Source organism: Marinitoga sp. 1155 (genome assembly GCF_001021175.1).
Classification (GTDB): Bacteria; Thermotogota; Thermotogae; order Petrotogales; family Petrotogaceae; genus Marinitoga.
Map to the genome: position 1 here is coordinate 20,306 of NZ_AZAX01000011.1, position 24,602 is coordinate 44,907.

At 27.8% G+C, this 24,602-nt stretch carries 24 protein-coding genes and 1 tRNA gene; 9 read left to right on the forward strand and 16 right to left on the reverse strand.

Annotation, left to right across the window (positions count from 1 at the left end):
- Nucleotides 1-10 precede the first annotated feature (10 nt).
- Nucleotides 11-2,629, forward strand: a complete 2,619-nt coding sequence (locus tag X274_RS04290; protein ID WP_047265578.1) for a hypothetical protein — start codon at nt 11-13, stop codon at nt 2,627-2,629.
- Nucleotides 2,630-2,683: 54 nt separating this feature from the next.
- Here X274_RS04290 and X274_RS04295 read toward each other — a convergent pair whose 3' ends face one another.
- The 8 genes from X274_RS04295 to X274_RS04330 all read right to left on the reverse strand — a co-directional run bounded on the left by X274_RS04295 (nt 2,684) and on the right by X274_RS04330 (nt 9,494).
- Nucleotides 2,684-3,328, reverse strand: coding sequence for a TIGR00153 family protein (locus X274_RS04295; RefSeq protein ID WP_047265579.1), 645 nt, complete (start codon nt 3,326-3,328; stop codon nt 2,684-2,686).
- Between the two features lie 15 nt (nt 3,329-3,343).
- The gene (locus X274_RS04300) at nt 3,344-4,282 is read right to left on the reverse strand and encodes an inorganic phosphate transporter (protein ID WP_047265580.1); all 939 of its coding nucleotides are present in this window, start codon (nt 4,280-4,282) and stop codon (nt 3,344-3,346) included.
- Between the two features lie 174 nt (nt 4,283-4,456).
- A complete protein-coding gene (locus X274_RS04305; protein ID WP_047265581.1) occupies nt 4,457-5,032 on the reverse strand; it encodes a TetR/AcrR family transcriptional regulator in 576 nt (191 codons plus the stop codon).
- Between the two features lie 206 nt (nt 5,033-5,238).
- Nucleotides 5,239-6,534: an extracellular solute-binding protein gene (locus tag X274_RS04310; protein WP_047265582.1), complete on the reverse strand. Its 1,296-nt coding sequence runs from the start codon at nt 6,532-6,534 to the stop codon at nt 5,239-5,241.
- A gap of 67 nt (nt 6,535-6,601) precedes the next feature.
- Nucleotides 6,602-7,165: a dephospho-CoA kinase gene (gene coaE, locus X274_RS04315; RefSeq protein WP_047265583.1), complete on the reverse strand. Its 564-nt coding sequence runs from the start codon at nt 7,163-7,165 to the stop codon at nt 6,602-6,604.
- Complete coding sequence (locus X274_RS04320) at nt 7,162-8,529, reverse strand: glucose-6-phosphate isomerase (RefSeq protein ID WP_047265584.1); 1,368 nt, start codon at nt 8,527-8,529, stop codon at nt 7,162-7,164. Before X274_RS04320 ends, coaE begins: the two co-directional genes overlap by 4 nt.
- Before the next feature lie 27 nt (nt 8,530-8,556).
- Nucleotides 8,557-9,069 carry an adenine phosphoribosyltransferase gene (locus tag X274_RS04325; RefSeq protein WP_047265585.1) on the reverse strand — a complete coding sequence of 171 codons (513 nt, stop codon included), beginning with the start codon at nt 9,067-9,069 and terminating at the stop codon, nt 8,557-8,559.
- A 218-nt stretch (nt 9,070-9,287) separates the two neighbouring features.
- Nucleotides 9,288-9,494, reverse strand: coding sequence for a hypothetical protein (locus X274_RS04330; protein WP_047265586.1), 207 nt, complete (start codon nt 9,492-9,494; stop codon nt 9,288-9,290).
- Between the two features lie 77 nt (nt 9,495-9,571).
- On the opposite strand from X274_RS04330, the gene X274_RS04335 reads away from it, so the two are divergent.
- Together X274_RS04335 and X274_RS04340 are read left to right on the forward strand one after the other, a co-directional pair.
- A tRNA-Ile gene (locus X274_RS04335) sits at nt 9,572-9,648 on the forward strand.
- Nucleotides 9,649-9,878: 230 nt separating this feature from the next.
- Nucleotides 9,879-11,675, forward strand: coding sequence for a PQQ-binding-like beta-propeller repeat protein (locus X274_RS04340; RefSeq protein WP_047265587.1), 1,797 nt, complete (start codon nt 9,879-9,881; stop codon nt 11,673-11,675).
- Between the two features lie 24 nt (nt 11,676-11,699).
- Here X274_RS04340 and X274_RS04345 read toward each other — a convergent pair whose 3' ends face one another.
- A complete protein-coding gene (locus X274_RS04345; RefSeq protein WP_047265588.1) occupies nt 11,700-12,128 on the reverse strand; it encodes a hypothetical protein in 429 nt (142 codons plus the stop codon).
- A gap of 193 nt (nt 12,129-12,321) precedes the next feature.
- Between X274_RS04345 and X274_RS04350 the strand changes: the two genes are divergently transcribed.
- A complete protein-coding gene (locus X274_RS04350) occupies nt 12,322-13,194 on the forward strand; it encodes a mechanosensitive ion channel family protein (RefSeq protein ID WP_047265589.1) in 873 nt (290 codons plus the stop codon).
- A gap of 38 nt (nt 13,195-13,232) precedes the next feature.
- Here the strand turns inward: X274_RS04350 and X274_RS04355 are convergent, their stop codons facing one another.
- The 7 genes from X274_RS04355 to X274_RS04385 all read right to left on the reverse strand — a co-directional run bounded on the left by X274_RS04355 (nt 13,233) and on the right by X274_RS04385 (nt 19,703).
- A complete protein-coding gene (locus tag X274_RS04355) occupies nt 13,233-14,600 on the reverse strand; it encodes an aspartate ammonia-lyase (protein ID WP_047265590.1) in 1,368 nt (455 codons plus the stop codon).
- A 10-nt stretch (nt 14,601-14,610) separates the two neighbouring features.
- Nucleotides 14,611-15,819 (reverse strand): [FeFe] hydrogenase H-cluster maturation GTPase HydF, encoded by a 1,209-nt coding sequence (gene hydF / locus X274_RS04360; RefSeq protein WP_047265591.1) that lies wholly within the window; start codon nt 15,817-15,819, stop codon nt 14,611-14,613.
- 14 nt (nt 15,820-15,833) lie between these two features.
- Complete coding sequence (gene hydE / locus X274_RS04365) at nt 15,834-16,937, reverse strand: [FeFe] hydrogenase H-cluster radical SAM maturase HydE (protein WP_231580383.1); 1,104 nt, start codon at nt 16,935-16,937, stop codon at nt 15,834-15,836.
- A gap of 15 nt (nt 16,938-16,952) precedes the next feature.
- Nucleotides 16,953-18,368, reverse strand: a complete 1,416-nt coding sequence (gene hydG, locus X274_RS04370; RefSeq protein ID WP_047265592.1) for a [FeFe] hydrogenase H-cluster radical SAM maturase HydG — start codon at nt 18,366-18,368, stop codon at nt 16,953-16,955.
- Between the two features lie 9 nt (nt 18,369-18,377).
- The gene (locus X274_RS04375) at nt 18,378-18,626 is read right to left on the reverse strand and encodes a TM1266 family iron-only hydrogenase system putative regulator (RefSeq protein ID WP_047265593.1); all 249 of its coding nucleotides are present in this window, start codon (nt 18,624-18,626) and stop codon (nt 18,378-18,380) included.
- 198 nt (nt 18,627-18,824) lie between these two features.
- Nucleotides 18,825-19,181, reverse strand: coding sequence for a class II SORL domain-containing protein (locus X274_RS04380; RefSeq protein ID WP_047265594.1), 357 nt, complete (start codon nt 19,179-19,181; stop codon nt 18,825-18,827).
- 12 nt (nt 19,182-19,193) lie between these two features.
- Nucleotides 19,194-19,703: a rubrerythrin family protein gene (locus X274_RS04385; RefSeq protein ID WP_047265595.1), complete on the reverse strand. Its 510-nt coding sequence runs from the start codon at nt 19,701-19,703 to the stop codon at nt 19,194-19,196.
- 587 nt (nt 19,704-20,290) lie between these two features.
- Here X274_RS04385 and X274_RS04390 point away from each other — a divergent pair.
- From X274_RS04390 to X274_RS04410, 5 genes are all read left to right on the forward strand, one after another.
- Nucleotides 20,291-21,091, forward strand: coding sequence for a MetQ/NlpA family ABC transporter substrate-binding protein (locus X274_RS04390; protein ID WP_047265596.1), 801 nt, complete (start codon nt 20,291-20,293; stop codon nt 21,089-21,091).
- 14 nt (nt 21,092-21,105) lie between these two features.
- The gene (locus X274_RS04395; RefSeq protein WP_047265597.1) at nt 21,106-22,080 is read left to right on the forward strand and encodes a methionine ABC transporter ATP-binding protein; all 975 of its coding nucleotides are present in this window, start codon (nt 21,106-21,108) and stop codon (nt 22,078-22,080) included.
- Entirely contained in the window at nt 22,077-22,724 is a 648-nt protein-coding gene (locus tag X274_RS04400) for a methionine ABC transporter permease (RefSeq protein WP_052913172.1), read from the forward strand. The genes X274_RS04395 and X274_RS04400 overlap by 4 nt, the downstream gene beginning before the upstream one ends.
- A 155-nt stretch (nt 22,725-22,879) precedes the next feature.
- Nucleotides 22,880-23,899 (forward strand): Holliday junction branch migration DNA helicase RuvB, encoded by a 1,020-nt coding sequence (gene ruvB / locus X274_RS04405; RefSeq protein ID WP_047265599.1) that lies wholly within the window; start codon nt 22,880-22,882, stop codon nt 23,897-23,899.
- A gap of 1 nt (nt 23,900) precedes the next feature.
- On the forward strand, nt 23,901-24,599 hold the full coding sequence (locus tag X274_RS04410; protein WP_047265600.1) for a YggS family pyridoxal phosphate-dependent enzyme: 699 nt from the start codon (nt 23,901-23,903) through the stop codon (nt 24,597-24,599).
- Nucleotides 24,600-24,602 lie beyond the last annotated feature (3 nt).

The following is a 24,602-nucleotide window of genomic DNA, read 5'->3' on the forward strand; positions in this document are numbered from 1 at the left end:
GGTGTTTTGAATGAAAAAATTCTTATATTTGTTTTTTATAATACTGATTATTTCACTGTTATTATCAGCCTGTATTAAAGACAATAAAGTTATAAATGAAAACAATAATTTGAATATTTCAAGAATTATAGATATAAGTTTTAATGATAATGTTGCTGTTGTCACCTCAAAGGTGACAGCAGATTCTTTCGAATTTTTAATAACGAATGTTTCTCCAGATAAAATTGAAATTCCTTCAATGTTTATGAATATTGTAAAAGAAAAAGAAGATAAATTGTTAGTAGCAATTTCAACCATAAATTTTGTAAATGCTGGTGATGTACTTTTAACCATTAAAGCAAATAATTTTAATATCGAAAAAATTGATTATTTTTCAAGAAATACTTTAACCAAACAATATAATGATTTTGATCCTTATAATTGGAAATGGGGTGGACTGTTGGGTGATTTTAACCTGAGCGGAAAAGTGGATCTAACAGATTTTTCATCATTTGTTTATTATTATGGAATGAATTCATGCAATGAAGATGTACCTGATGAATTTTCAAGATTTGATATAGGTCCAGCTTTAAATATAGTTAATAAGGGTAATTGGAAATATGTTTATGACTATAAATTAGAGGACTGGCAAGTAAATATTATCGATTTTTCAATATTTACAGCAAACTATGGTTATAGTATTCTTGAAAGTCCTTCTGGAACAATTGTACTAAATAGCAACATAGATATAACTTCAATCTCCACACCTGCTTATAATGATGTTTTAACTGTTTTAAAAAGTCTTCCTGATGAAATACATAATATTAACGATATATTTTTTAATCACAAGGAATATATTGAATCATTAATGCATGCCATTACAAATAATAATTTTCAGAATTTCATTTTAAATTTAATAAATATTCCTGAAAATTTAGAAGAATCATTAATTAATATAATAGAAGACCTTGGAGTATTTTCTCAAAAACTTTCCATAAATGATTATCTTGATGAAAATATAAAATGGGAAATAAATGATTTTGATTGGAATGGCGATGGAATTATAGATAATAATACAGAATTACATATAGCTGCTACTGTAACTTATTATGGGCAAGAACCACAAAAAGGATCTTTTGGCCTTTATACTGATATATTATTAAAACTTGATGATATAGATAATATTGATTTTATAGGTATAGATAAAAACACACCAGGAGATGCTATATTTGACTGGGAATTTTTGACAAAAAAATTGAATTATGAAGATCTTTCTGATTATTCTCTTACTTTTGATGAAAATGATTATCTAATAGTTGATGAAGGTTTGATTTCAATGATGGCATTTATATTCAATAATATCTATGTACATGGAAGTGCTTTTTTTCTATACGATTTAAATAATCCATCTGCCACTATAACCTCCATTCTGCAAAGCGATTCTCTTGAGGCTTCTTTAGATGAATTATTTTTAACTTTGGCAAGCGATTACACTATAACTGCATCTGAAATGGAAAATAACATTTTTGGTGAAATGTTAAAACCTCGAGATGATTTTTTCGAAACAAGAGTTGCTTCAATACAAAACTCTATATTCTCTCAAAAGGATATTATAAGAACGGCATTAGAAGATTCGATTATAGATTATCTTCCACAGGAACATGACATAACTTCTGGCCCCTTTGAAATTTTTAACATTTGGGATATATATAGTTCAAACTTTTCAGAACTATTTACTAATGATATAAATATTCCTATTCATATTTTTGGTCCAATTATGATATATCCCGCTGTATTTTTCGAAAATCCAGAAGATTTTAAAGATTTAAGTATATATTTACCAGATATCACTCTTGAAGGAACTATTGATTCTAAAGAAATTGAAAAGATTATTATTGATTTTCCGGATCCTTATTTTAATGGATTAATAAGTGGAATTGAAAATCCATTAATAATATCTACTATTGATTTTAATCAAAATATGCAAAAACCTCAAATAATAAATTATGAAATGGAAGGAATTACAAGAATCAGGCCTGATGATGATGGTATTCCAACCTCAGAATTAGCTTTAAGGTTTGATGTGAATATATCTAATCCAGAAAGTGTTCAAAAAGTTGAAGTATGGAAAAATGATGAATATATAACTGATTTATATTATGAAAGAGATAATTATTATTTTAATGAAGAACTTTTTGATGTTATAACTTTAAATTTCTATGAAGATGCTAATTACACCGTAAAAGTTTATAATTATAATAATGAAGTAGTCGATTCAAAAACCTTATATTTAGGAAAACTATATCCAGAAAATTCTTTAGAAATAACTTCTCCTTATAATTTTAGTATATATACTCCTGGTGAAAATATTACGCTTCAATGGAATAACAATTTAAATTTACCTTATGAAGGAGCAGAAATTAACATAGCTAAAATTAACGAAATTACAAATATGGTTGACTGGGAAAATAGAAAGAGAGTTGCTGATGATTATGTTCCAGATACACCAAATTTTTCAATAACTGATCTATCTTATAATATTCCTGCTAATATTTTCGAGTCATCTGGAATGTATTTAATTGAACTGGTTATTTATAATTGGTCTGAAAATACTTCTTTTGAATATCATACTATTATTGGAATTCAATAACTTTTGATAAATATTTTTATTAAAATAAATAAAGGTGCGCTACCTGCGCACCTTTTATACTTTTCTTTTATATATAATTATTTGAATTCTATCAGAAACATCTTCAGATGTATCAGATATATCTGCAATCCTATGAACAAGCTTTTTTAACTGTATTTTTTTTGCAAGTGATATATCAAGTGAAAATATTTTTCTTATTGTATTTCTTTCTATAATATCAGTCTCATGCTCATAATTTTCGGTTTTTAAAATCATTTCATTAGCCTTTTCAAAATTTTCAAACATCTCTTTTGCAGCTTCTTTAACTGCTTTATATGTTACCTGGGATTTTTTTATGAGCTCAACCAGATCTGGTAATATTTCATCTGGAACTGATAAATTTTGAAGCTCTATTTCATCAGCAACACCTTCTGCTTTATTTGCAATCCTATCCATAGACTCAACAGTACCAAGCAAATCCCCTCTGAAATTAGGCAAAAAAGCTCCTGAATACATTTCTGATTCTACCTGCCTTCTAATATGATCTGCCTCGGTTTCTGCATTTCTTACTTTATCTGAAAGCTCTCTTATTCTTTCAGGTTTTGTATCTAAATTTTTTATTAATTCTACAAGCACTTCTATTGTTCTGTCAACAGCATCAAGATGTTGATCAAATAATTCTATAATTTTTTTCTCTTTTTTACCAAAAAATAATCCCATATTTGGCACCTCCTGCTAAATACTTATTTTAAAAATTGCTCTAAACACAAAGTATATAATCGCTGTAATTATTCCTGCTGAAATAGGTGTATTAACCCATGCACTTAATATTTTGAATAATATCTTTTTATTTGTTAATCTTGAGCCTCTCGCATAGCCAGCACCAATTACTGCACCAACTATCGCCTGTGATGTAGAAACTGGTATACCAAGTAATGCATATATCCACACTGTTATTGATTCACCAAGCACAGCAATTGCTGCAGAAAAATAATCAAGTTCTATTATTTGACGGCCAACTGTCATCATAACTTTATAACTATATGTTAATACTCCAAAAGATATTGCAAGCCCCCCAACCAGTGCTGCCGTACTAACACCTATTGAACTGGCAAACACGCCTGTAATATTTGCAACATTATTTGCACCAAGAGAATAAGACCCATATGCTCCAATAATAAGAGTGGCAATTTGAACAACTCTTTCTTTCATATATATAGATTTTATTTTATTAAAAGGAATTGATAGAATTTTATAGGAAATAAATCCAAAAATCATACCTCCAATTGGTGTTCCCACCCATGCCAGAACCAGTTTCAAAATTATTGACCAATTTACCCCACCTTCTATCAATCCAACTGCCATAATTGAACCAACTATCGCCTGAGAAGATGAGACGGGAACTCCAAAATATGTCATTACTGTCATTGTAATTGCTGCTGACAATACTGAAATTGACCCAGAAATCAAACTCTGTGCTGTAACGTTACTAATTGTTTCTATTCCTTTAGCTCCTCCTAATACTGCTCCAATTAATATAAAAATTGCAGAAATAATAGTAGCTGTCCGATATTTTACAATTCTATTTGATACCGCTGTACCAAAAATATTAGCTGCATCATTTGCACCCAATGACCACCCAAAAAATACTGCCGGTAATAAATAAAAAAACATATTCCCACCTTCTTTATTATAACTCAAATATATATAGTATTATATTTTATAATAAAAAGGGGAAATTATAAAATTCAAAAACATTCAATAACATTTAATTACAAATATTTAAACCTAAATATAATCGTAATTCTATATTTTATAAAAAAATAAAAAAAGAGGAATTACCATTCCTCATTTAAATCCTTTTATATCTGGTAATTCCTCTTTCTTATTAAAGAAATTCCTCAAATTTTCCAATTCTGAATCTAAAATATCCGGATTGACAATAATTTTAAAACTTAAACCTATTAAAAATGTTTTGATTAATTCCGTCGTATTTTCTAGATTTTCTAAACCTATTTCATGCATCTTTAAAAATTCTTTTATTGTATTGGTAAAATTCATATCAAGCAATCTCGCTTTTCTTGAAACTTTTTTTTGCCTATATGGATAAGTCAATATTTGAGAAAAGGCTATCATATATTTTGGTGGAGCATATATTCTTCTAATTTTTTCTTCAGCAGTCATAGTTCTTTTTTTAAAAAATTCATTTATCCAATCTTCTAAAATACTTTCACCTGTAGCGACTAATGCACCATCTTTGGATCCGAAATAATAGTGTAAAGAAGCTATCGTTAAATTAGACATCTCAGAAATATGTCTGGTAGTTGCTTCAGCTATTGATTCCTCCGTTATTATTTTAATTATAGAATCCATTAAATTTTCTTTTCTTTTTGCTCTTAATGTTGGATTTGGCCTTCTTGCCATAAAAATTAACCTCCTTTTTATCATTTTATAAACAAATTATATCATCATTTTATATCATTGTCAAATCACCTGATATATTAATATAGTTAATTTTTTGTAACAAAACAGTTTCTAAATATTCTCTAAAATTTTAAAAAGGGTGTCCAAAAAGTTTTATTAGTTGTTTTTACAGTTGATAATAAAAAAAGGCGCTTTCGCGCCTTTTTTTATTCTGATAATTCTTCATTTTCTATGAGTAAATTTTTCAACTCTTCTATCATTCTGTTATATGCTTCTTCTGCGGTAATTTTATCGTATAAGAAATCACTTGTTACTGTTCCCAATGCTCCTCTAATATCATACCATGCTGCAGGTTTTGGATCTGGAACAGCTGTTTTCAATGAATTCAATGCTATTACAGGTTTTTCATCATTTGCTACATATGACTTCCATTGTGGTGTCTCAACAACATCTTTTCTTACTGGAACATAACCTGTATTTACTGCCCAATATGCCTGATTAACTTTATCTAATAAAAATTTCATAAACATCCATGCTGCCTGTTTTTGAGCTTTTGATGCCCATGCAAACATTATCAAATCTGTTCCTGCTATTGGTGAATGAGGTACTCCATCAACTGAAGGTAATGGTGCCCATGTCCATTCATATTTTCCTTTTATTGATTTTTCTACATATGGTTTTCCTGCTATTGTTCCCATATACATTGCTATCTGTCCGTTTCCAAATGGGTCATTTAAATATCCTCCCTGCACAAATGCAACCTCATCTGTTTTTAATTTTTTCATGAAGTTTAATGTTTTGATTGTTAAATTCTTATCCAACACAATCTTCCATTTTCCATTACCTGCATAATCTAATACTCTTCCATTCATTGCATACAAGAATGTTTGAAAATCATCTACAGTAGTTCTATACCCTAATCCGTATTGATCTATCTGACCATCACCATCAACATCTTCTGTTAATTGCTTTGCTACTTCATATAATTCATTCAATGTTTTTGGCGGTTCTACACCATATAAATCAAACAAATCAACGTTATAATATGTTGTATATACACTTTTATTAAATGGAATTGAATAAATGGTGTCTCCCCATACTGAAATATCTTTAAATACTTTGTATATCTGATTTTCCCATACTTGCTTAAACTCTGCATCCCCATATATAAACTTATTTAATGGTTCAACTATTCCTTCACTTTGAAGATATTTTGATGTCCAGTTTGAATATGCCTGTGCTATAACTGGTAAATTATCTCTTGTACCTTCATTATATGCAACAACTGTACTCAATAATTTCCTTGATAATGCACCGTAATTACCGACATAAACTGGAACGACCTCAACATACGGATTTTCTCTATTAAATGCTGCAACTAATTCCTCTAACGTTTTACCATGTCCCCCACCCATAGCATGCCAGAATTCAACTTTAATTTTTTCGCCAAAAGAAAAGATCATAACAAACAGCAATAAGGCTACCAAAAGTAACTTTTTCACCTATAACACCTCCTGAATAGATTTGATGAACATAATATTATACTACATGAAACATAACAAAATCAAATTAAATTTTTTCAAGTATTTTTAATAATTCCTTTTTAATTACATCTAATCCATTATTATTAATTATTTTAAAGTCATATTTATATTTTATATCTTTCTGGGCTAACATTATATTTTTAGCTTTTTCAACAGATATCCCCCTTAATTTTGTTAATCTTTCCAACCTATTTTTTTCTGTCGACTCAACAAATATTATATAATCACATATTTTATCCAGTCCTATTTCTTTTATTAACGCTCCATCTATAAAGATTTTCTTTGCGTTTAACTTTTTAATTATTTCTTCTACTTGTACCTTTATTTTTGGATGGGTAATCGAGTTTAGTATTTTTAATTTATTTTTATCTTCAAACACTTTTTTTGCCAGTTTTTTTCTATCTATCTCACCATTTTCGAATACATTTTCTCCAAAATTCTTCTTTAACATTTCTTTTACTTCTTTATCTTTAAGAACTTCATGTCCAATTTTATCCAGATTGAGAACAATATAGCCAAGATCCCGAAGAACCCTGGCTACTGTACTTTTTCCACTACCAGCATAACCTGTTATGCCAATAATTTTCATAATATAAACTTTTCCTTTTTTTCAAATTTTTCTTTTACTTCATTTGCAAAATTCTCATAACCTTCTCTACCCATTAAGGCATATGTAACTTTCTTACCAAGTTCAACTCCAGGTTGATCATAGGCATTTATTTCGAGTAATTTTCCCATTATAGCTGTCTGAAACTCATAAACAAAGAAAAACTGCCCTACATTAAATGCGTTTATTTCTGGAAAAATAACTTTCATATTTGGCTTTCCGTGTTCTGTTAATGCATATTCTGTGCCAAATAATTCTGTGTTTAATAATTCGGATAACGTTTTTCCACCCAGATATGAAAGAGCTGAAAATTCTTCATGTATTTTTGGTATTTTTATATCTCTTTCAAACTTTTCTAATTTTATAAATGTAACCACTTTATCATCAGGACCTTCATTATATAATTGCACTTGAGAGTGTTGATCAGTTGCACCCAAAGCTTTAACAGGTGTTTGACCTACGTTCACTACTTCTCCATTAATATTATATTTCTTCCCCAAACTTTCAGCCCACAATTGTCTATACCAATCAGCCAATAATAACAATTTGTTTGAATAGGGCATCATTACCGAAATATTATACCCTTTTTTATAATAAAGAAAATGTAATAATGCATTTAATGCCGCTGGATTTTCATAAATATTTTTATTAGATACTTTTTCAAACATTGTCTTTGCACCATTTATTAAATCTATTATATCTATTCCTCCTGCTAAAGCAGATAATAATCCCACAGGAGTTAAAACACTGAATCTTCCACCTACTTCCTGTGGAATTTCTAATGTTTCAATTCCCTCTTCTTTTGCAATTTTTCTCAAAATACCATTTTCAGGATCTGTAGTAAATATTATATGTTTTTTCGGATCTAATCCATAGCTCTCAATTATTCCTCTTGCAATTAAATAATTGGACATTGCCTCTGCAGTTGTTCCAGATTTTGAAATAACATTAAATAATGTCTTATGTGGGTTAATCTGATCTAAAATAGATGCAACAAAATCAGGATCAACATTATCAACAATAAATATTTTGGGTGTTTTTCTATTTTCCATATAATTATAATTTAATGGGTTTAATGTGGTTTGCAAAGCAATATTACCAAGAGCCGATCCACCTATTCCTAAAACTACAAAACTTTCAAATGATTGAACCCATTCCTGAATATCAAGTATTTTATCTAAATATTTTGGGTTTTCAAGTAATTTTATAAAACCGGGCTTTTCATCCAGAATTTCTGAGATTATTTTCTCTATTTTTTCTTTATATTCATTTATTTCTTCATATTTGATTCCTTTATCTATATTAGGAAAAAACATATTAGTAAAATCAAATTTTATTCCTTTCATATTACCCCTCCCATAACTGAATTGATATTAATAAGTTAATATACTTTCAACTCTCAAATTCGACAATTTTTCTCTTGGATTCAAAAAGCTCAATTCAATTAAACATAAAACACATGAAACTTCTGCTTCTAATTTTTTTACCAATGTTTCTATAGCCTGAATTGTACCACCCGTCGCTAAAACATCATCTACAACCAATACTTTTTCACCCTTTGATAATGCATCTTTATGCATCTGAATTTTTGCTTCACCATATTCAAGTGAATAAGAAACTTCAACTACATCATATGGCAATTTCCCTGGTTTTCTTATAGGAACCAATTTTTTCCCTAACTTATAGGCAAGAGCTGACCCAAATAAAAACCCCCTCGCTTCTGGCACTAAAATTGTGTCAAAATCTAATTTTTCCACTTTTTTTGCCATTTCGTCTATTACTTCTCTGAATGCATCAGGATTAGCGAGTAGAGGTGTTATATCTTTAAATATTATACCCGGTTTCGGAAAATCCGGTATATCTCTAATATACTTTTCAAAGTTCATTTTTATTCCTCCTTAATTTTTATTGACACAGGTATTTTACCATATTTTTTTTAAAATACAATATATATACCGAATATATATTATAATAATAAAATATGAAAAAAATAACATAAGTAAAGTTAATGCTACTAATGTCCAAAAAATTCAATAATATTTTTCACACAACATTTGTGTCTTTATTCAAACTTTTCAGGTAGTCTAAAAACAAAAAAAGGCCTTTAATGTGGCCTTTTCTTGTTTTTAATATTATACGATAAGAAAAAAACTATTTTCCTTTCTAATTCTATTAAAGTTACTTTATTACCTTCTTTTAGCGTTTCAAAAGCAGCTTTTAAAACAAGAAGCCTTGGATATTTATTTAATGTTATTTTAACTGGATCAAGTTTATTAAAGTTTTCTTTACTTTCAACATCTAATGTTTTCATTTTTTTATCACTCCCTTCAAAAAAAACACTTGACAAAAATAAAATTAGATGTTATAATCTAATCGCTTAAGTTATTTGGGCTCGTAGCTCAGTTGGTGAGAGCTTCCGGCTCATAACCGGGAGGTCGGTGGTTCGAATCCACCCGAGCCCACCAAAACGACGGGGTATTTACCCCGTTTTTTTTATACCTATTTATTATTTTAATATATTTTATTTTTTTTGTCAAGTTTTTTCAATTTTTATGTTAATTTTTTAAACCCATTCTGAGAAATATATTATCCAACAAGAATAATATATATAAATAATCACTTCCCTTTTTTATTTATATATTTTATGATATAATATTAATTAATCAGGTGATATATTAATAAAAGGGTGGTGTTTATGAATAAAAAGTTACTTTTAATATTAGTTTTATTTAACTCATTGCTTTTATATGCCGTGAGAATCATTCCTCTATCGGGCAATATTATAGAGGGAAAGTTACTTTCGATAAACAATTCACAAATTTTTTTAAAAGTAAATAATAAGGTGACTAAATTACCTGTTTCCGAAATCAAAACTTTTGAATTTTCTGATGATGAAAAAGAAAAGATGTTTTTTTCATTAAACAATAATTATACATTCAAAGGCTATTTGATTCAGATAAAAAATGATATCTTTATTTTCAAAAACGATGATAAGTTTTTTTATATACATAAGAATGATCTAAAAATAATAGTCACAAAAAGAAGAATTATTTCCAGTATAATAGCTACTGATTTTGGAAGGTTTTATTTTACACCTGTAAAAATAATTTCAAATAAATTATGGACTGTAAAAACAAGATATGGCATCTTTTCTTTACCTATAAATACTATAAAATCGTCTTTCAGACCGGATATTTCAAGTATTAATAAAAATATTGTATATTTAACAAACGGAGACTATTTCTTCTATAACTCGGTATCTATAAAAGATTCTTTATTTGATTTTTCTATATATAATTTCAATATAAATATTCCAAAAGAAAAAATATTGTTTTTAAAAGATTATTCATATAATCCATTGAAAATTTCTTCTGAAAAAATATATAGACTCAATATAAATGGAAATAATTATTTCTTAGATGACTACAAAATTTATGATAATAAAATTTTTCTGGATAATACCGTTATTGAAAACCCGAAAATTAAGTTTATATCCAATTCTATAATAAATTTATTTGTCATAAATGATGTTTTTTATAGCGGAGTTTCTATTGATGAAGAATATTTTTACGCTATTGGATATTCAAAAAAACTGTATGAATTTGATATATCTCATGGAATACATCATACATATAATTTAAATTCTTATTCTTATGATTTTCCTGTAATTTATGATAATAAAATATTTATATCCGAGTTCAGAAATAAACTAAGCATTATCGATAAAGAAACTAACAAAACAAAATATCTAAAAGTTGATAATCCATATTCTGGAGTTACTATTTTTAATGAAAAAGATTATTTGCTGCATTTATGGTCTGAGAAATTATTATTAATTAACGATGAAAATATATTATATTCATATAACGTTATTACATCAAAAAGAAGCCCATTGATTGATTATGAAGGATATATTATTGATCTGGATATTGGTGGAAATTTATATAAGTTTGATAGCAATTTAAATATTGTATTTTACATAAATTTAAATGGGAAAACAGATTATTTTAATATTGATAGTATGAATAATATTTATATTTGTGGCCCTGATAAAAACTTTACTGTTTTAGACAAAAATGGCAAATTACTATATTCATATGAATTAGACAATATTCCTTATTCATTTCCTCTCATAGATGAAAAAAATAAAATAGTTTATGTCGCATCAAAAGATACATATTTATATGCTTTGAAAAATGGAAATATTTTATGGAAGAAAAAAATAGGATATGTCCCTGGAACTGGAGTTTTGACTGAAAAATATATTATCTTAAATACATTAGATCAGGATATTTTATTTATAAATAAAACAACAGGTGTTGTGGAGAAAAGTTTTAACCTGGGATATGGTGCAAATTTATCGATGGATAATAAAGGTTTCTTATATTTCGCTTCTTCAAAAGGAATTGTTGCTATTATTGATGTTAATGATTTTGTTTTAAATCAATATAAATTTAATCCAAAACATACGGGAAATCCATATATAAAATAAAAAAGCCCATTACGGGCTTTTTTATTAAAATATTAATCCACCATTGTTCCCTTTGTTATTTTTTTTCATTTGTTCCAATTGATTTAATAAATCCGGAGAAGCTATACTAATATCCGGGCCTTCCGCCTGTTGAAGCATTTGTTTCAATTGTTCTTCATATTCCTTCATTTTTTTCTTCATTTCTTCTAAATCGATTTTTATCCAATTTAATATATCCTTAGACATTTCTTTTGCCTTTTCTTCAGGCAATTCTAAGCTTTTCCCTTCTAATTCTGTATGGGCTTTAAATTCATCTTTAATAGCATCCACCAGATTTTCTTCTGTTAATAATTCATTTTTATATAACACTCTTAATGCTATATTAGTTCTGAATTTTAAATCCTCTAAAGACATTTCTAAACCTTCTAATTTTGCCATAATAACATTTATAAGTTGATCTAAAGACACCTGCATCTTAAAACCTCCCTTTCTTTTCTCAATAAATTATATAAATACTTCTTTAAATTACTATTTCTTTTATTTCATAAATAATAATTTTATTTGTCTTTTTATGTTATAATTTAGACGCAAGCATTTTTAATACCCTGTCCAAAAATAGATAAACATTTGAGGAATTCTTAACAATTTTCTTTGAAGAGGTGAAAATATGGAGTTATTAAATTCTTTTTTTACTTCTTTTTATGGAAAAAAGATTTTATTTTCATTAGGAATAATTATAATTTTATATATAATAAGAAAGATAAACTATATCATTGTTATAGAAAAAATAGAAAATTCAAAATCTAAATACTATTGGAATAAAACTTCTAATTATCTACTAATTTTAATTGGCATTTTATCGATCGGAAGATTATGGTTTGTTGGTTTTCAATCTATTTCCACATTTTTAGGCCTTTTTTCAGCTGGTCTTGCTATTTCTTTAAGAGAAATTATAACAAATTTTGCTGGTTGGCTATATATTATATCAAAAAAGCCCTTTGTTATCGGAGATAGAATTGAAATCGGAAAATTTGCTGGTGATGTTATTGATATAAGCGTATTAAACTTTACCATTTTAGAAATTGGAAATTGGGTAAATGCTGACCAGAGTACAGGAAGAATCATCCACATACCAAATGGGATAATTTTTAATCAAAATCTAGCAAATTATACTAAAGATTTCAAATTTATATGGAATGAAATACCTATCCTAATAACCTTTGATAGTAACTGGAAAAAAGCTAAAGGGATTTTATTAGATATTGCAAAAAAACATGCTGAACATTTGAGTAAAGAGGCTGAAGAAAAATTAAAAAAAGCTGCTGCTAAATATATGATTTATTATAAAAAATTAACTCCTATTGTATATACTTCTGTAAAAGATAGTGGAATATTATTAACTATAAGATATTTATGCCAACCAAGAAAGAGAAGAGGTTCTTCACATGAAATTTGGGAAGAAATTTTAGAAGAATTTTCAAAACATTCCGATATAAATTTTGCTTATCCAACACAAACTATACATATAGAAAAAAATTAATATTTATTTTATATACCAATAATGAAACAGCAGGGACATCAAAAATTATATCCTAACCCTGCTGCTTTATGTGATTTTAATTTTTTCATTATTTCTGTATAATCCATATTGTGTTTTTCCGATAGTTCTCTTACGGTTTTTTCAAAATCATAATCATTTTTCTTAAGCATTATTGAAACTTCATCATATCCAAAAACGTCTATTAACGGTGTTATTAAAGTAAATGATTTTGCAAGGTTTTCTTTACATTTTGATTCATCCGGTTCTATTAATTTTATATAATTTTTTAAAGATATAACTGCATTTTTTAAAAATTTTATTGATTTTAATGTGTAATGAATTATCAATGGTGTAAGATGGTTTAATTCTAAATTCCCCAAACTGGACGCAGTTGTTATTAAGTTATCAAAAGAAATTACACTCATTGATAATTGAACCACATATTCTGGAATTACAGGATTTACTTTTCCTGGCATAATTGAACTTCCTGCTTGAATTTTTGGTAATATTATCTCATTTATTGCATTTGAACCTAACAATCTAATATCATTGGATATTTTTATTAAATTCACAGCTAAAGATTTTAATAAGCCACTAATTTCTGAAAAAACATCTAAATTTTGAGTAGTATCTATAAGATTTTCTGCTTTTGCTATTCCTATTTTTGTAATTTCCCTCAATTTGTTTGTAATTTTCAAAATATAATCTTTTGGTGCAGATATACCCGTACCTATAGCTGTTCCTCCAATATTAACGCTTCTTATTCTTTCTTCTACTTTATATAATCTCCATCTATCTCTACTTAATGCGTCAGCCCAGGCTCCAAATTCCTGCCCCAATAAAATGGGTACTGCATCCATTAGTTGTGTTCTTCCTATTTTTCTTATCTTTATAAAATCCTTTTCTTTTTCTTGAATCTTATCCTGAAGTTTAATTATTTTTTCAATTAATTCTCTTAAATCCTTTATAATTGCTATCTTTCCTGCAGTCGGAAAAACATCATTTGTTGATTGATGCATATTCACATGATCCAAGGGGTTAACTATATATTCTGATTTTTGCCCTCCTAAAATTTCTGTAGCTCTATTTGCAATTACTTCATTTATATTCATATTTATAGACGTTCCTGCTCCTCCACTTAAAGGATCTACAATTATCTCTTTTTTTAATTCCGGCCATTCTTCACAACTTTTAACTATTGCTTCTGATATCTCTTTATCTAAATATCCTAATTCATAATTAAGTATAGCCGCTGATTTCTTAACCATAAACATTGCCCAGATGAAACTTTCACTAAAAATTTCACCTGTTTTAGGAAAATTCTTTAAAGCCCTATGTGTATGTATTCCATAATAAACATTTTCAGGAATCAGAACTTCTCCAATAAAATCTTTTTCTACTCTCATAATCCACTCCTTATACTTTTTTTAATTCTGGAAAAATGTCAAGTGCTCTATCTAATACACCGTGTAAATAAGATATTATTACCCCGTAATTTACTATTGGAATTTCATACATCTTTGCTATATTTATTCTCCTTAACATACTTTTTCTGGTAAGTGTACATCCTCCACAATGTATTATTAGTTTTGCATCTCTAACAATTTCATAATCCGGAAATTCTGTGCCAGCAAAAAATTCTATATTTAAATTTATACCCAGGTGGTTGGTAAGCCATCTTGGTATTTTTACTCTTCCAATATCCTCTGTTAAAGGTCTATGAGAACATCCTTCCATAATAATAATTTTATCATTTTCTTTTAAATTTTCAATTGCTTTTACACCTTCAGATAAAATTGCCAGATCACCTTTATGTCTGGCTTCTAAAATTGAAAATGTTGTTAAGGGAATATCTATGTCTATATCAGAAACAACTTTCATTACACTTTGTGAATCTGTCACTACAAGATCTGGTTTTTGATTCAATTTTTCTATTGTATATCTTAACTCTCTTTCTTTTGTAACTATTACAATTGCTTCTCTATCTAATATTTCTCTTATTGCTGTTACCTGAGGCATTATTAATCTTCCTTTTGGTGCCCCTAAATCTATAGGTACTACTAATACTATTAACTGCCCTGGTTCAATTAAATCGGCTATTAGCGGAACTTCTTCCAAAGGCGGTAAAATCATAGCTATTTTTTCTTTTAATCTTTCTATATTCTTTTTCTCTTTTGCCGAAATTTCAATAATTTCTTTTGTATATTTTAAATATGATTTCTTAATAATATCAATATTTTTTATTTCATCTATTTTGTTTATAACCACTAAAAAAGGAATATCAAGTTTTTTGAAATTATCTATCAGCATTTTTTCATATTCAGAAATATTATCAGTTACAACCAATAATGCTATATCTGCTTTATACAAAGCTTTACTTGCTTTTTTTACTCTTTTTTCACCAACTATTCCAGTATCATCAATACCCGGAGTATCAACCAATGTTACCGGTCCTAAAGGTGCAAGTTCCATACTTCTATAAACTGGATCTGTCGTTGTGCCTGGCATATCGCTTGTAATTGCAACCTCTTGATTTAATATTGCATTTATTAACGTTGATTTTCCAACATTTCTTTTACCGGTAATTGCTATATATTTTCTATATCCTTTTATTGCCGAAGCCATAGCTTTCCTCCTTATTAACTATTTAATAATGGTAATTTTCTTAATGTATATGGTGGAATTCTTAATCCCATATTAACAATTTGTCTGGCAGTATCTAATAAATCAACTTTTATCTTTTCATCGTATATATTATAATTTTCTCTATATTTATCAGGTGTTAAATTAACCATAATAACATTACAGCCACAATTAAGCGCTTTAAATTGATATTTTCTATCTATTGTTCCCAAAGCTGTTGTTGCTGGCATCTGAGCATATGGTATTGCTAATCTCGTTGCTGCATATGCATTTAAAGTTAATTCTGCAGAACCATTTTTATATTCTTCAAATGGTGTATTATGTGTTGCGATAAAAGGACCTATACCTATCATTTTTATATTATGGTTTTTCATGAATATTATATCCTTTGCTATATCTTCAATCGTCTGACCAACAAGGCCTATAATATTCCCAGACCCGGTAATATATCCTAATTTCACAAGATAATCCAACAATTCTATTCTTTTATTATAATCTTTATCTGGATGTATATTTTCAAATAGGTTCTTATTAATCGTTTCATGTTTTAATAAAACCTTTGAAGCTCCTGCTTTTCTAAATCTTTCATAAGCTTTTTTGCTTCTTTCACCTATAGATATTGAAACCGCTGTTTTTAATTCATGGTGTATTTTATAAATCAAATTCTCTAACTCTCCATCACTATAATAATCATCTTCCCCAGATTGTAATATTATAGTGGTCAACCCCATGTTCACTCCATTTCTTGCTATTTCAAATATTTCGTCTGAAGGGATTCTATACCTTTTTACCTGCTTATTTTGCGCTCTTATTCCACAATAATAACAACTTTTTTTACAGTAATTGCTAAATTCTATTACTCCTTTCAAAGTTATTATATCTGTATTTAATCCTTTGTTAACAATATCTGCTATTTTAAAAATTTTTTCTCTTTGACTTTCATCTTTTAAAGATAATATCCATAATATCCTTTCATAATCTAACGTTTGATTTTCTAAAAAATAATCTATAATATTTTTTATTTCATCAGGCATCTCTAATCTTATATTAGTTAATTTTTCATATACTCTTTCGACTCTCTTTGATATTATAATCACCACCTAAAAATATAAATCTTAAAAATATAAATCTCTTTCTCCATTTTTAACCTTTTCTATTTTTTCAAGTAATTGTTCTTTCAATGGATTATTTTTCATATTTTTTATTTCTTCTTCTATTCTTCTAATACCTATTATTTTTGTTTTTTCAGGTGCATAATCTTCTATATATTCTAAAAATGTTAATATTGCATTTGGAGTACAAAATCTTTTCACAAAACCTGGAATAGCAAATTCCATAAAATGTTCTCCTGTTCTTCCAAGTCTATAACATCCTGTACAAAAAGATGGCAAATAACCTTCTTCAGCTAATTCCTCAATAATTTGATCTAATGTTCTATTATCTCCTAATAAAAATTGACTTCTTTTTAATTTTTCATCATCACTTTCATGATAACTCCCAACACCAATTGAAGATCCACCATCAATTTGAGAAACTCCAAATTTCATTACTTCATTTCGTATTTTTACCGGTTCGCGTGCTGTTAAAATCAACCCTGTATAAGGTACCGCCAATCTTAATATTGCTACTAATTTTTTAAAATCATCATCTGAAACTGCATATGGAGGCCTTTCAGCAAGAGGTGTATCTAATGCTGGTTCCATACGAGGAAAAGATATAGTATGCGGACCAACATTAAATCTTTCTTCAAAATGAATTGTATGATATAATAATCCCATAGCTTCAAATTTCCAATCATATAACCCAAATAACGCACCAATTCCTACATCATCAAGTCCTGCTTCAAACGCTCTATCCAAACCATACAATCTCCAGTGAAAATTAGATTTTGGACCACTTAAATGATATTTTTTATATGTTTCATAATGATACGTTTCCTGAAATATTTGAAATGTACCAATCCCTACTTCTTTAAATAATTTATAATCTCCAACTGTCTGAGGTGCTGCATTTACATTTACTCTTCTAATTTCACCCTTACCTACTTTTGTTTCATAAATAGTTTTTATTGTTTCTGTCATAAATTTAGCATCATATTTAGGATGTTCACCAAAAACCACTATCAAACGTTTATGTCCTTTGTTTTCCAGCGCTTTTACCTCTTCAACAACTTCATCTAAAGACAGACTCCTTCTTTCAATATGTTTATTGGTAATTCTAAATCCACAATATTGACAATTGTTTATACATTCATTACCTATATATAATGGAGCAAATAAAACTATTCTATTACCATATATTCTCCTTTTTAATTCTCGCGCGCCTTCAAATACTTCTTCCAATAAATCTTTATTTTCTACATTAAGTAATGTTGCCATTTCTTCTGGTTCAAGCCTATTTTTATTTAATGACTTTTGAATGATTTCTCTTACTTTTGCTGGATCAGGATTTTTAGTTTTCTCCAATAATTCAGATATTGTTTCTTGAGGAATAAATGATTTCAAACTATCTTTATCTTTAATATAAAACATACTATCACCTCATATCTTTAATGTTGTTGTTTTTACTTTAACAGATTCTATCTGCCCAATTTTCCCGGATAATGCTCCTAATTCGTCGGTCGTCATTTCAACAACCAAAAATATTATCGCTACGCCTTTCTCTCTCATTGGATATCCAACTCTTAAAAGTATTTTTTTTCCATAATTGTGTAAAATATCACTTACTTTTTGGTAAGCCAACTCCCTGTTATACACTATTATAGATACTGTACTAATTTTATTTTCCATAAAAAAATCCCCCTTCCTTATATATCATCAAGGAAGGGGAATATTATTATCCTATATTATTTCCCCTCCCTTGATGTTAGGATACTCCATTAGGATTGCTCCCTTCATCTCAGGAGAAATTATTCACTTTACCTGTGATTATTATAACAAATATTTATTACAAAAATATTAAAAAAGAATAGCCGGATGGCTATTCTTTTATTCAACATCAATTACTTTTTCTGATTCCCAAAGCCCATGTATATTACAATACGAATGAGCTATCAACGTTCCTTTTTTTGACAATTTTACATAAGTTAATACATGTGGCTCCGCTACAGATGGTCCAAACTCAAATCTTCCTAAATGAACTGTATTTGGGTCATTTTCATAATGAATATATAAATCTATCCAAGATATATGATGTTCTACTGTGTTAGGGTGGGGTATATCCTTTCCAACTTGAATTTCAATTTTAAATAATTCATCAGCTTTAACTTTTTCTGGAGCATCTATTACAGGTACATGTTTTTCATTTTTATAATCTGCACTTTTAATTACATCACCTAATTTCATTTTTTCACCTCACTAAAATTCTTTGAATTTTTCTTTTGAAGCACCACAAACCGGACAGTTTTCTGGAATTTCATCGAAAGTTGTATATCCACATATTTCACATATAAATATTTTTTTATCTTCTAAATCTTCATTTTTTTCTAAATATTCTTTCGCATCTCTATACATTTTTTCATGTATCTTTTCTGCTTCCAAAGCAAAATGAGCACTTCTTATCGCTTCTTTTTCTTCCTGAAACTCTGATGAATTTTTATATACTGGATACATCTCTTCAACTTCAAAACGTTCCCCAGCAGCAGAATCTTCTAAATTAGCATCTATAGCTCCTAAATATCCTAAAGCTTTGAAATGATTTCTAGCGTGAACAAATTCAGCATATGCTATTGCTCTCCATAATCTCGCTAAATTTTCTTTCCCCTGTGCTTCAGCATCTTCTGCGTAAATTGAATATTTCATATGAGCTTTTGATTCTCCACAAAATGCATCTTCTAAAAACTTTCTCGTCATTTCTCTTTTCACCATATTTCCACCCCCTATAAAATATTATTACAAAATTAAAATTATTACAGAATAAGTATATATCTTATAATTTAACTAATCATTTCTTTTAAGTAAATTATCAGTTAAACAAATTAATTAAGACTGTCCAAATGAATAAATATTCAAAAGACTTAAATCTAGATTAAAATTCTGAATTATGAATTCATAGATTCAATTTTTGCATTGATTAAATCTGTTTTTAAACGAAAAAAACTTATGTTTATATAATTCCTAACTACTTTTTTTAGCTCTTTTCCATTTACATTTTATTTACTTTAATAATCTTTTGTTTACTTGACAATTAAAGAGCATATATGTTAGAATACGAAAAAATAGAATGATATACAAAAAAAATATATTCGGGTGATATTATGGAATTAAGTAAAAATTTAGAAAGATTATATAAAGTACATATGATGATGATGTGGCATGCAAGGTCTTCTCCAGGGAAGATTAATGCCACTCTGTTGTTGTGCTGAGTGGAATTAATTGAGAAGGCCGGTTATGAAAATAACCGGCCTTATTTTTTTAAATCATATTAAAAAAAATTTTATCCGGAGGTGGTTGTAGTGAAAAAGGTTAGTATTATTATTGTATTATTAGCGACATTTGTATTGAGTTTAACCAGTTGTACAGGAGAGGAAAAAACTTTAAAAATTGGTGCGACAGCTGTTCCACATGCAGAAATTTTAGAGTTTATAAAAGACGATTTTGAAAAAGAAACTGGCTATAAGCTGGATATTGTAATATTCAATGACTATGTTCAGCCTAATATAGCTCTCGAAGAAGAACAAATTGATGCAAATTATTTTCAACACATACCTTATTTAGAAGAATTTTCAAAAAATAAAGGATATACAGATTTAGTTTCAATAGCAAAAATTCATGTTGAACCTATGGGATTTTATTCTAAAAAACCAATAAAAGAATTTAAATCCGGTGATAAAGTCGTAATTCCAAATGATGCAACAAATGAAGGAAGAGCCTTATTGTTACTACAGGAAAATGGCTTAATAAAATTAAAAAATACTAATTCTTTAAAAGTTACTATTAATGACATAAAGGAAAATAAGTATAACTTAACTTTTGTTGAATTGGATGCTGCATATTTACCAAGAACATATAAGGAAGATACTTCTATAGTTGGAGCAGTAATAAATACAAATTATGCTATTGAAAATGGCTTAAATCCTTTAAAAGATGCCTTGTTTATTGAAGATGCTAATTCTCCATATGCCAATATAATTGCTGTAAAAAGGAAAAATGAAAATAACAAAATAATAAAAAAATTAATTTCAATACTTCAAACTGAAAAGGTGAAAAATTTTATACTTGAAAAATATAAAGGTGCTGTAGTTCCTACTTTTTAAGGAGAGTGAATAAATTGTTTAAAGTAAAAAATCTAAATCTTACTTATGATGGAAAAAACTATGTATTAAAAGATATAAGTTTCAAATTAGAAAAAGGCGAAATTCTGGGAATTATTGGACTTTCCGGTGCTGGAAAGTCCTCTTTATTGAAAGCTTTGAACTTACTTAAAAAACCTCAGGGTGAAATTTTGTTTAATGATATTAATTTAACTAAACTATCAAGGAAAGAATTAAGGAAAATTAGAAAAAAAATAGGCGTAGCTTTTCAACATTATAATTTATTATCAAGAAAAACAGTTTTTGAAAATATATCCTTGCCTTTAATTTTAAATAAGGATACTGAAATAAAGAAAAAAGTATCTAATATTATAAAAAAAGTTGGTCTTGAACATAGAAAAAATGCATTTCCAGCACATCTATCAGGTGGTGAAAAACAGAGAGTCTCAATTGCAAGAGCTATAGTTTCCAATCCTGATATTTTATTTTTAGATGAACCAACATCAGCACTTGATCCCAAAACCACTGAAAAAATTCTTGAATTAATATTAAAAATAAATAAAGATATGAAAATTTCAACGATTATAGTAACACATGAAATGGATGTAATAAAGAGAATTTGTGATAAAATTTTGTATTTAAAAAATGGAAAAGTTCATTATTTTGGTGAAGTTTATAAATTTTTTTCTGAATTTGAAAAAGAATTGAATGAAGAATTTTATAAAGATATTAATTATGATTATAGTAAGTTGAAATTTAAAAATGGAAAAATAATAAAAGTTATTTTCTATGGCGAAAGCGTTGGAAAACCCATATTAAATGAAATATCTAAAAAATATGATATTACCTTTAATATATTATACGGAAAAATAGAAGACTTCAAAAATGCACCTTTCGGAAAATTAATTCTGGAAATAGAAGGAGAACAGGCAAATAATTTTATAAATGATTTAAAAAAACATGTTTATGCTTTGGAGGTGCTGGAATTTTGAATATTATAAACGAATTAATTAAAGCAACATTGGAAACATTATATATGACATTTTTTTCTGGTTTTTTAAGTATTATCTTTGGAATTCCTTTAGGAATAATATTATACTTAACATCTATCAGTCAACTAAAAATATCAAAAGTTGTATATAGGATATTTGACGTAATTATAAACATTTTTCGATCTATACCATTTATTATATTAATTGTTCTGGTTATACCGTTAACAAAATTAATTGCAGGAACAATAATTGGTCCAAAATCGGCAGTAGTATCTTTAACTATTGCTGCCATACCATTTATGGCAAGATTGAGTGAAAGCACTTTTAACTCGTTACCAAAAGAAATGATTGATACTGCATATACATTAGGAATGAATAATTTCGAATTTATAGTAAAAATACTAATTCCAGAAACATTGCCAAAAATAGTTGCTAATATAACTTTACTGCTAATAAATCTTGTCACTTATACTGCAATAGCAGGCGCAGTTGGTGCAGGAGGTTTAGGTGCAATGGCAATAAATTATGGATATCAGAGATTTAGATTTGATATTTTAATGTATGATTTAATTATCTTAATTTTGATTACTCAAATAATACAATTTGTAGGAATGAATATAGAAAAAACAATAGATATAAAATAATATTAAATAAATCGACTCTGACAGAGTCGATTTTTTACCTTTATTTTTTCTATTATTTTATAAACTATTATGATTTTAAAATAAATGTATGTTATAATAATATGAGACTTATAATAGAGTAACTTATAAGAAGCATTTATAATCGGAGGGAATTTATGGATGATAGAATATTGGATCCAGCAGAAAAAAATGAAGAAAATACTATAATAAACCTCAGGCCACAATATTTAAAAGAATATATAGGTCAGGAAAAAGTTAAAGAAAAATTAAAAATTACTATTAATGCAGCAAAAGAGAGAAAAGAACCTCTTGATCATATTTTGCTGGCTGGACCTCCGGGTCTTGGTAAAACCACATTAGCAAATGTTATAGCAAATGAAATGGGAGCCAATATACAAATAACAAGTGGACCAGTTCTGGAAAGAGCTGGTGATCTGGCTGCTATTTTAACAAATTTACAAAATGGCGATGTCCTATTTATAGATGAAATACATAGAATAAATAGATCAGTCGAAGAAATTTTATATTCTGCTATGGAAGATTTTCAACTGGATATTGTCATCGGAAAAGGTCCTGGAGCCAGATCGATAAGAATTGATCTTAATCATTTTACTTTAATTGGTGCAACTACAAGAACAGGATTAATTGCAGCACCATTGCGAAGTAGATTTGGAATAATAATGGAAATGAATTTTTATCCTCCAGAGGAACTAAAAAGTATAATAATAAGAAGCGCAAAATTATTAAATGTGAAAATAGAAAAAGACGCTGCCTTGCTTATAGCCATGCGTTCAAGAGGAACCCCCAGAATTGCAAATAGATTATTAAAAAGAGTTCGTGACTATGCACAGATAAATAATAACGGTATTATAGATATAAATTCTGTTGAAAAAACAATGACATTACTTGAAATAGATAATGAAGGTCTGGATGATATGGATAGAAGAATATTGAAAACTATAATAAATTTCTACAATGGAGGCCCTGTTGGTTTAAAAGCTCTAGCTGCTTCTCTTGGTATTGAAAGCGATAGTATTAGCGAAGTATATGAACCATATTTGCTTCAAAAGGGATTTCTGGTAAGAACACATCGCGGAAGAATGATAACAGAAAAAGCTTTAAAACATCTTGGTTTTTCTTCAAATAAAAAATTATATTCATTATGGGGGAAGTAATATGGAATTTATTATTGACAATTTAAAAACCATAAAAACTAATATTAAAGAACACTCTAGTAAATTCAATAGAAATTTTGAAAATATTAGACTAATAGCAGTTTCGAAAACTTTTCCCATTCATTATATAAAAAAAGCATATGAAACAGGTATTAAAGATTTTGCAGAAAATAAGGCTCAGGAATTAAGAAATAAAGCCGCAGAATTAAAAAATTATAACATTAGATGGCACTTTATCGGTAGAATTCAAACAAATAAGATTAAATATATTGTACCAATTTCAGAATATATTCATTCTGTTTATAGAGAAAAAGAAATAAAAGAAATAGATAAAACTGCAAAAAAATATAACAAAATTCAAAAAATATTAATAGAAGTAAATATTTCCGGTGAAGAAACAAAAGGCGGAATTAAACCTAATGAATTAAATGAATTTTTAAAACAAGCAAAAAAATATGAAAATGTTAAAGTAGTTGGTTTAATGACAATGGCCCCTTATACTGATGATCATGATACTATAAAAAGTGTTTTTTGCGAATTAAAAAATTTAAGGGATTCTTTTACAAAAAATTTTCCTGATTTAAAAGAATTATCAATGGGAATGAGCAATGATTATACTATTGCTATTGAATGCGGCTCTACTATGTTAAGAATAGGTTCTCTTATATTTGGAAAAAGAAATTACAATACAGGAGGTTGATAA

Bases quoted from the DNA above. Each gene is read 5' to 3' on its own strand.
- hydF (WP_047265591.1), bottom strand. From the start codon at position 15,819: ATGGCTTCGGCAATAAAAGGATATAGAAAATATATAGCAATTACCGGT.
- X274_RS04410 (WP_047265600.1), top strand. From the start codon at position 23,901: ATGGAATTTATTATTGACAATTTAAAAACCATAAAAACTAATATTAAA.
- X274_RS04330 (WP_047265586.1), bottom strand. From the start codon at position 9,494: ATGAAAACATTAGATGTTGAAAGTAAAGAAAACTTTAATAAACTTGAT.
- X274_RS04340 (WP_047265587.1), top strand. From the start codon at position 9,879: ATGAATAAAAAGTTACTTTTAATATTAGTTTTATTTAACTCATTGCTT.
- X274_RS04300 (WP_047265580.1), bottom strand. From the start codon at position 4,282: ATGTTTTTTTATTTATTACCGGCAGTATTTTTTGGGTGGTCATTGGGT.
- X274_RS04320 (WP_047265584.1), bottom strand. From the start codon at position 8,529: ATGAAAGGAATAAAATTTGATTTTACTAATATGTTTTTTCCTAATATA.
- X274_RS04325 (WP_047265585.1), bottom strand. From the start codon at position 9,069: ATGAACTTTGAAAAGTATATTAGAGATATACCGGATTTTCCGAAACCG.
- X274_RS04305 (WP_047265581.1), bottom strand. From the start codon at position 5,032: ATGGCAAGAAGGCCAAATCCAACATTAAGAGCAAAAAGAAAAGAAAAT.
- X274_RS04345 (WP_047265588.1), bottom strand. From the start codon at position 12,128: ATGCAGGTGTCTTTAGATCAACTTATAAATGTTATTATGGCAAAATTA.
- hydG (WP_047265592.1), bottom strand. From the start codon at position 18,368: ATGTTTTATATTAAAGATAAAGATAGTTTGAAATCATTTATTCCTCAA.
- coaE (WP_047265583.1), bottom strand. From the start codon at position 7,165: ATGAAAATTATTGGCATAACAGGTTATGCTGGTAGTGGAAAAAGTACA.
- X274_RS04380 (WP_047265594.1), bottom strand. From the start codon at position 19,181: ATGAAATTAGGTGATGTAATTAAAAGTGCAGATTATAAAAATGAAAAA.
- X274_RS04290 (WP_047265578.1), top strand. From the start codon at position 11: ATGAAAAAATTCTTATATTTGTTTTTTATAATACTGATTATTTCACTG.
- X274_RS04350 (WP_047265589.1), top strand. From the start codon at position 12,322: ATGGAGTTATTAAATTCTTTTTTTACTTCTTTTTATGGAAAAAAGATT.
- X274_RS04385 (WP_047265595.1), bottom strand. From the start codon at position 19,703: ATGGTGAAAAGAGAAATGACGAGAAAGTTTTTAGAAGATGCATTTTGT.
- ruvB (WP_047265599.1), top strand. From the start codon at position 22,880: ATGGATGATAGAATATTGGATCCAGCAGAAAAAAATGAAGAAAATACT.
- X274_RS04375 (WP_047265593.1), bottom strand. From the start codon at position 18,626: ATGGAAAATAAAATTAGTACAGTATCTATAATAGTGTATAACAGGGAG.
- X274_RS04355 (WP_047265590.1), bottom strand. From the start codon at position 14,600: ATGAGAGTAGAAAAAGATTTTATTGGAGAAGTTCTGATTCCTGAAAAT.
- X274_RS04295 (WP_047265579.1), bottom strand. From the start codon at position 3,328: ATGGGATTATTTTTTGGTAAAAAAGAGAAAAAAATTATAGAATTATTT.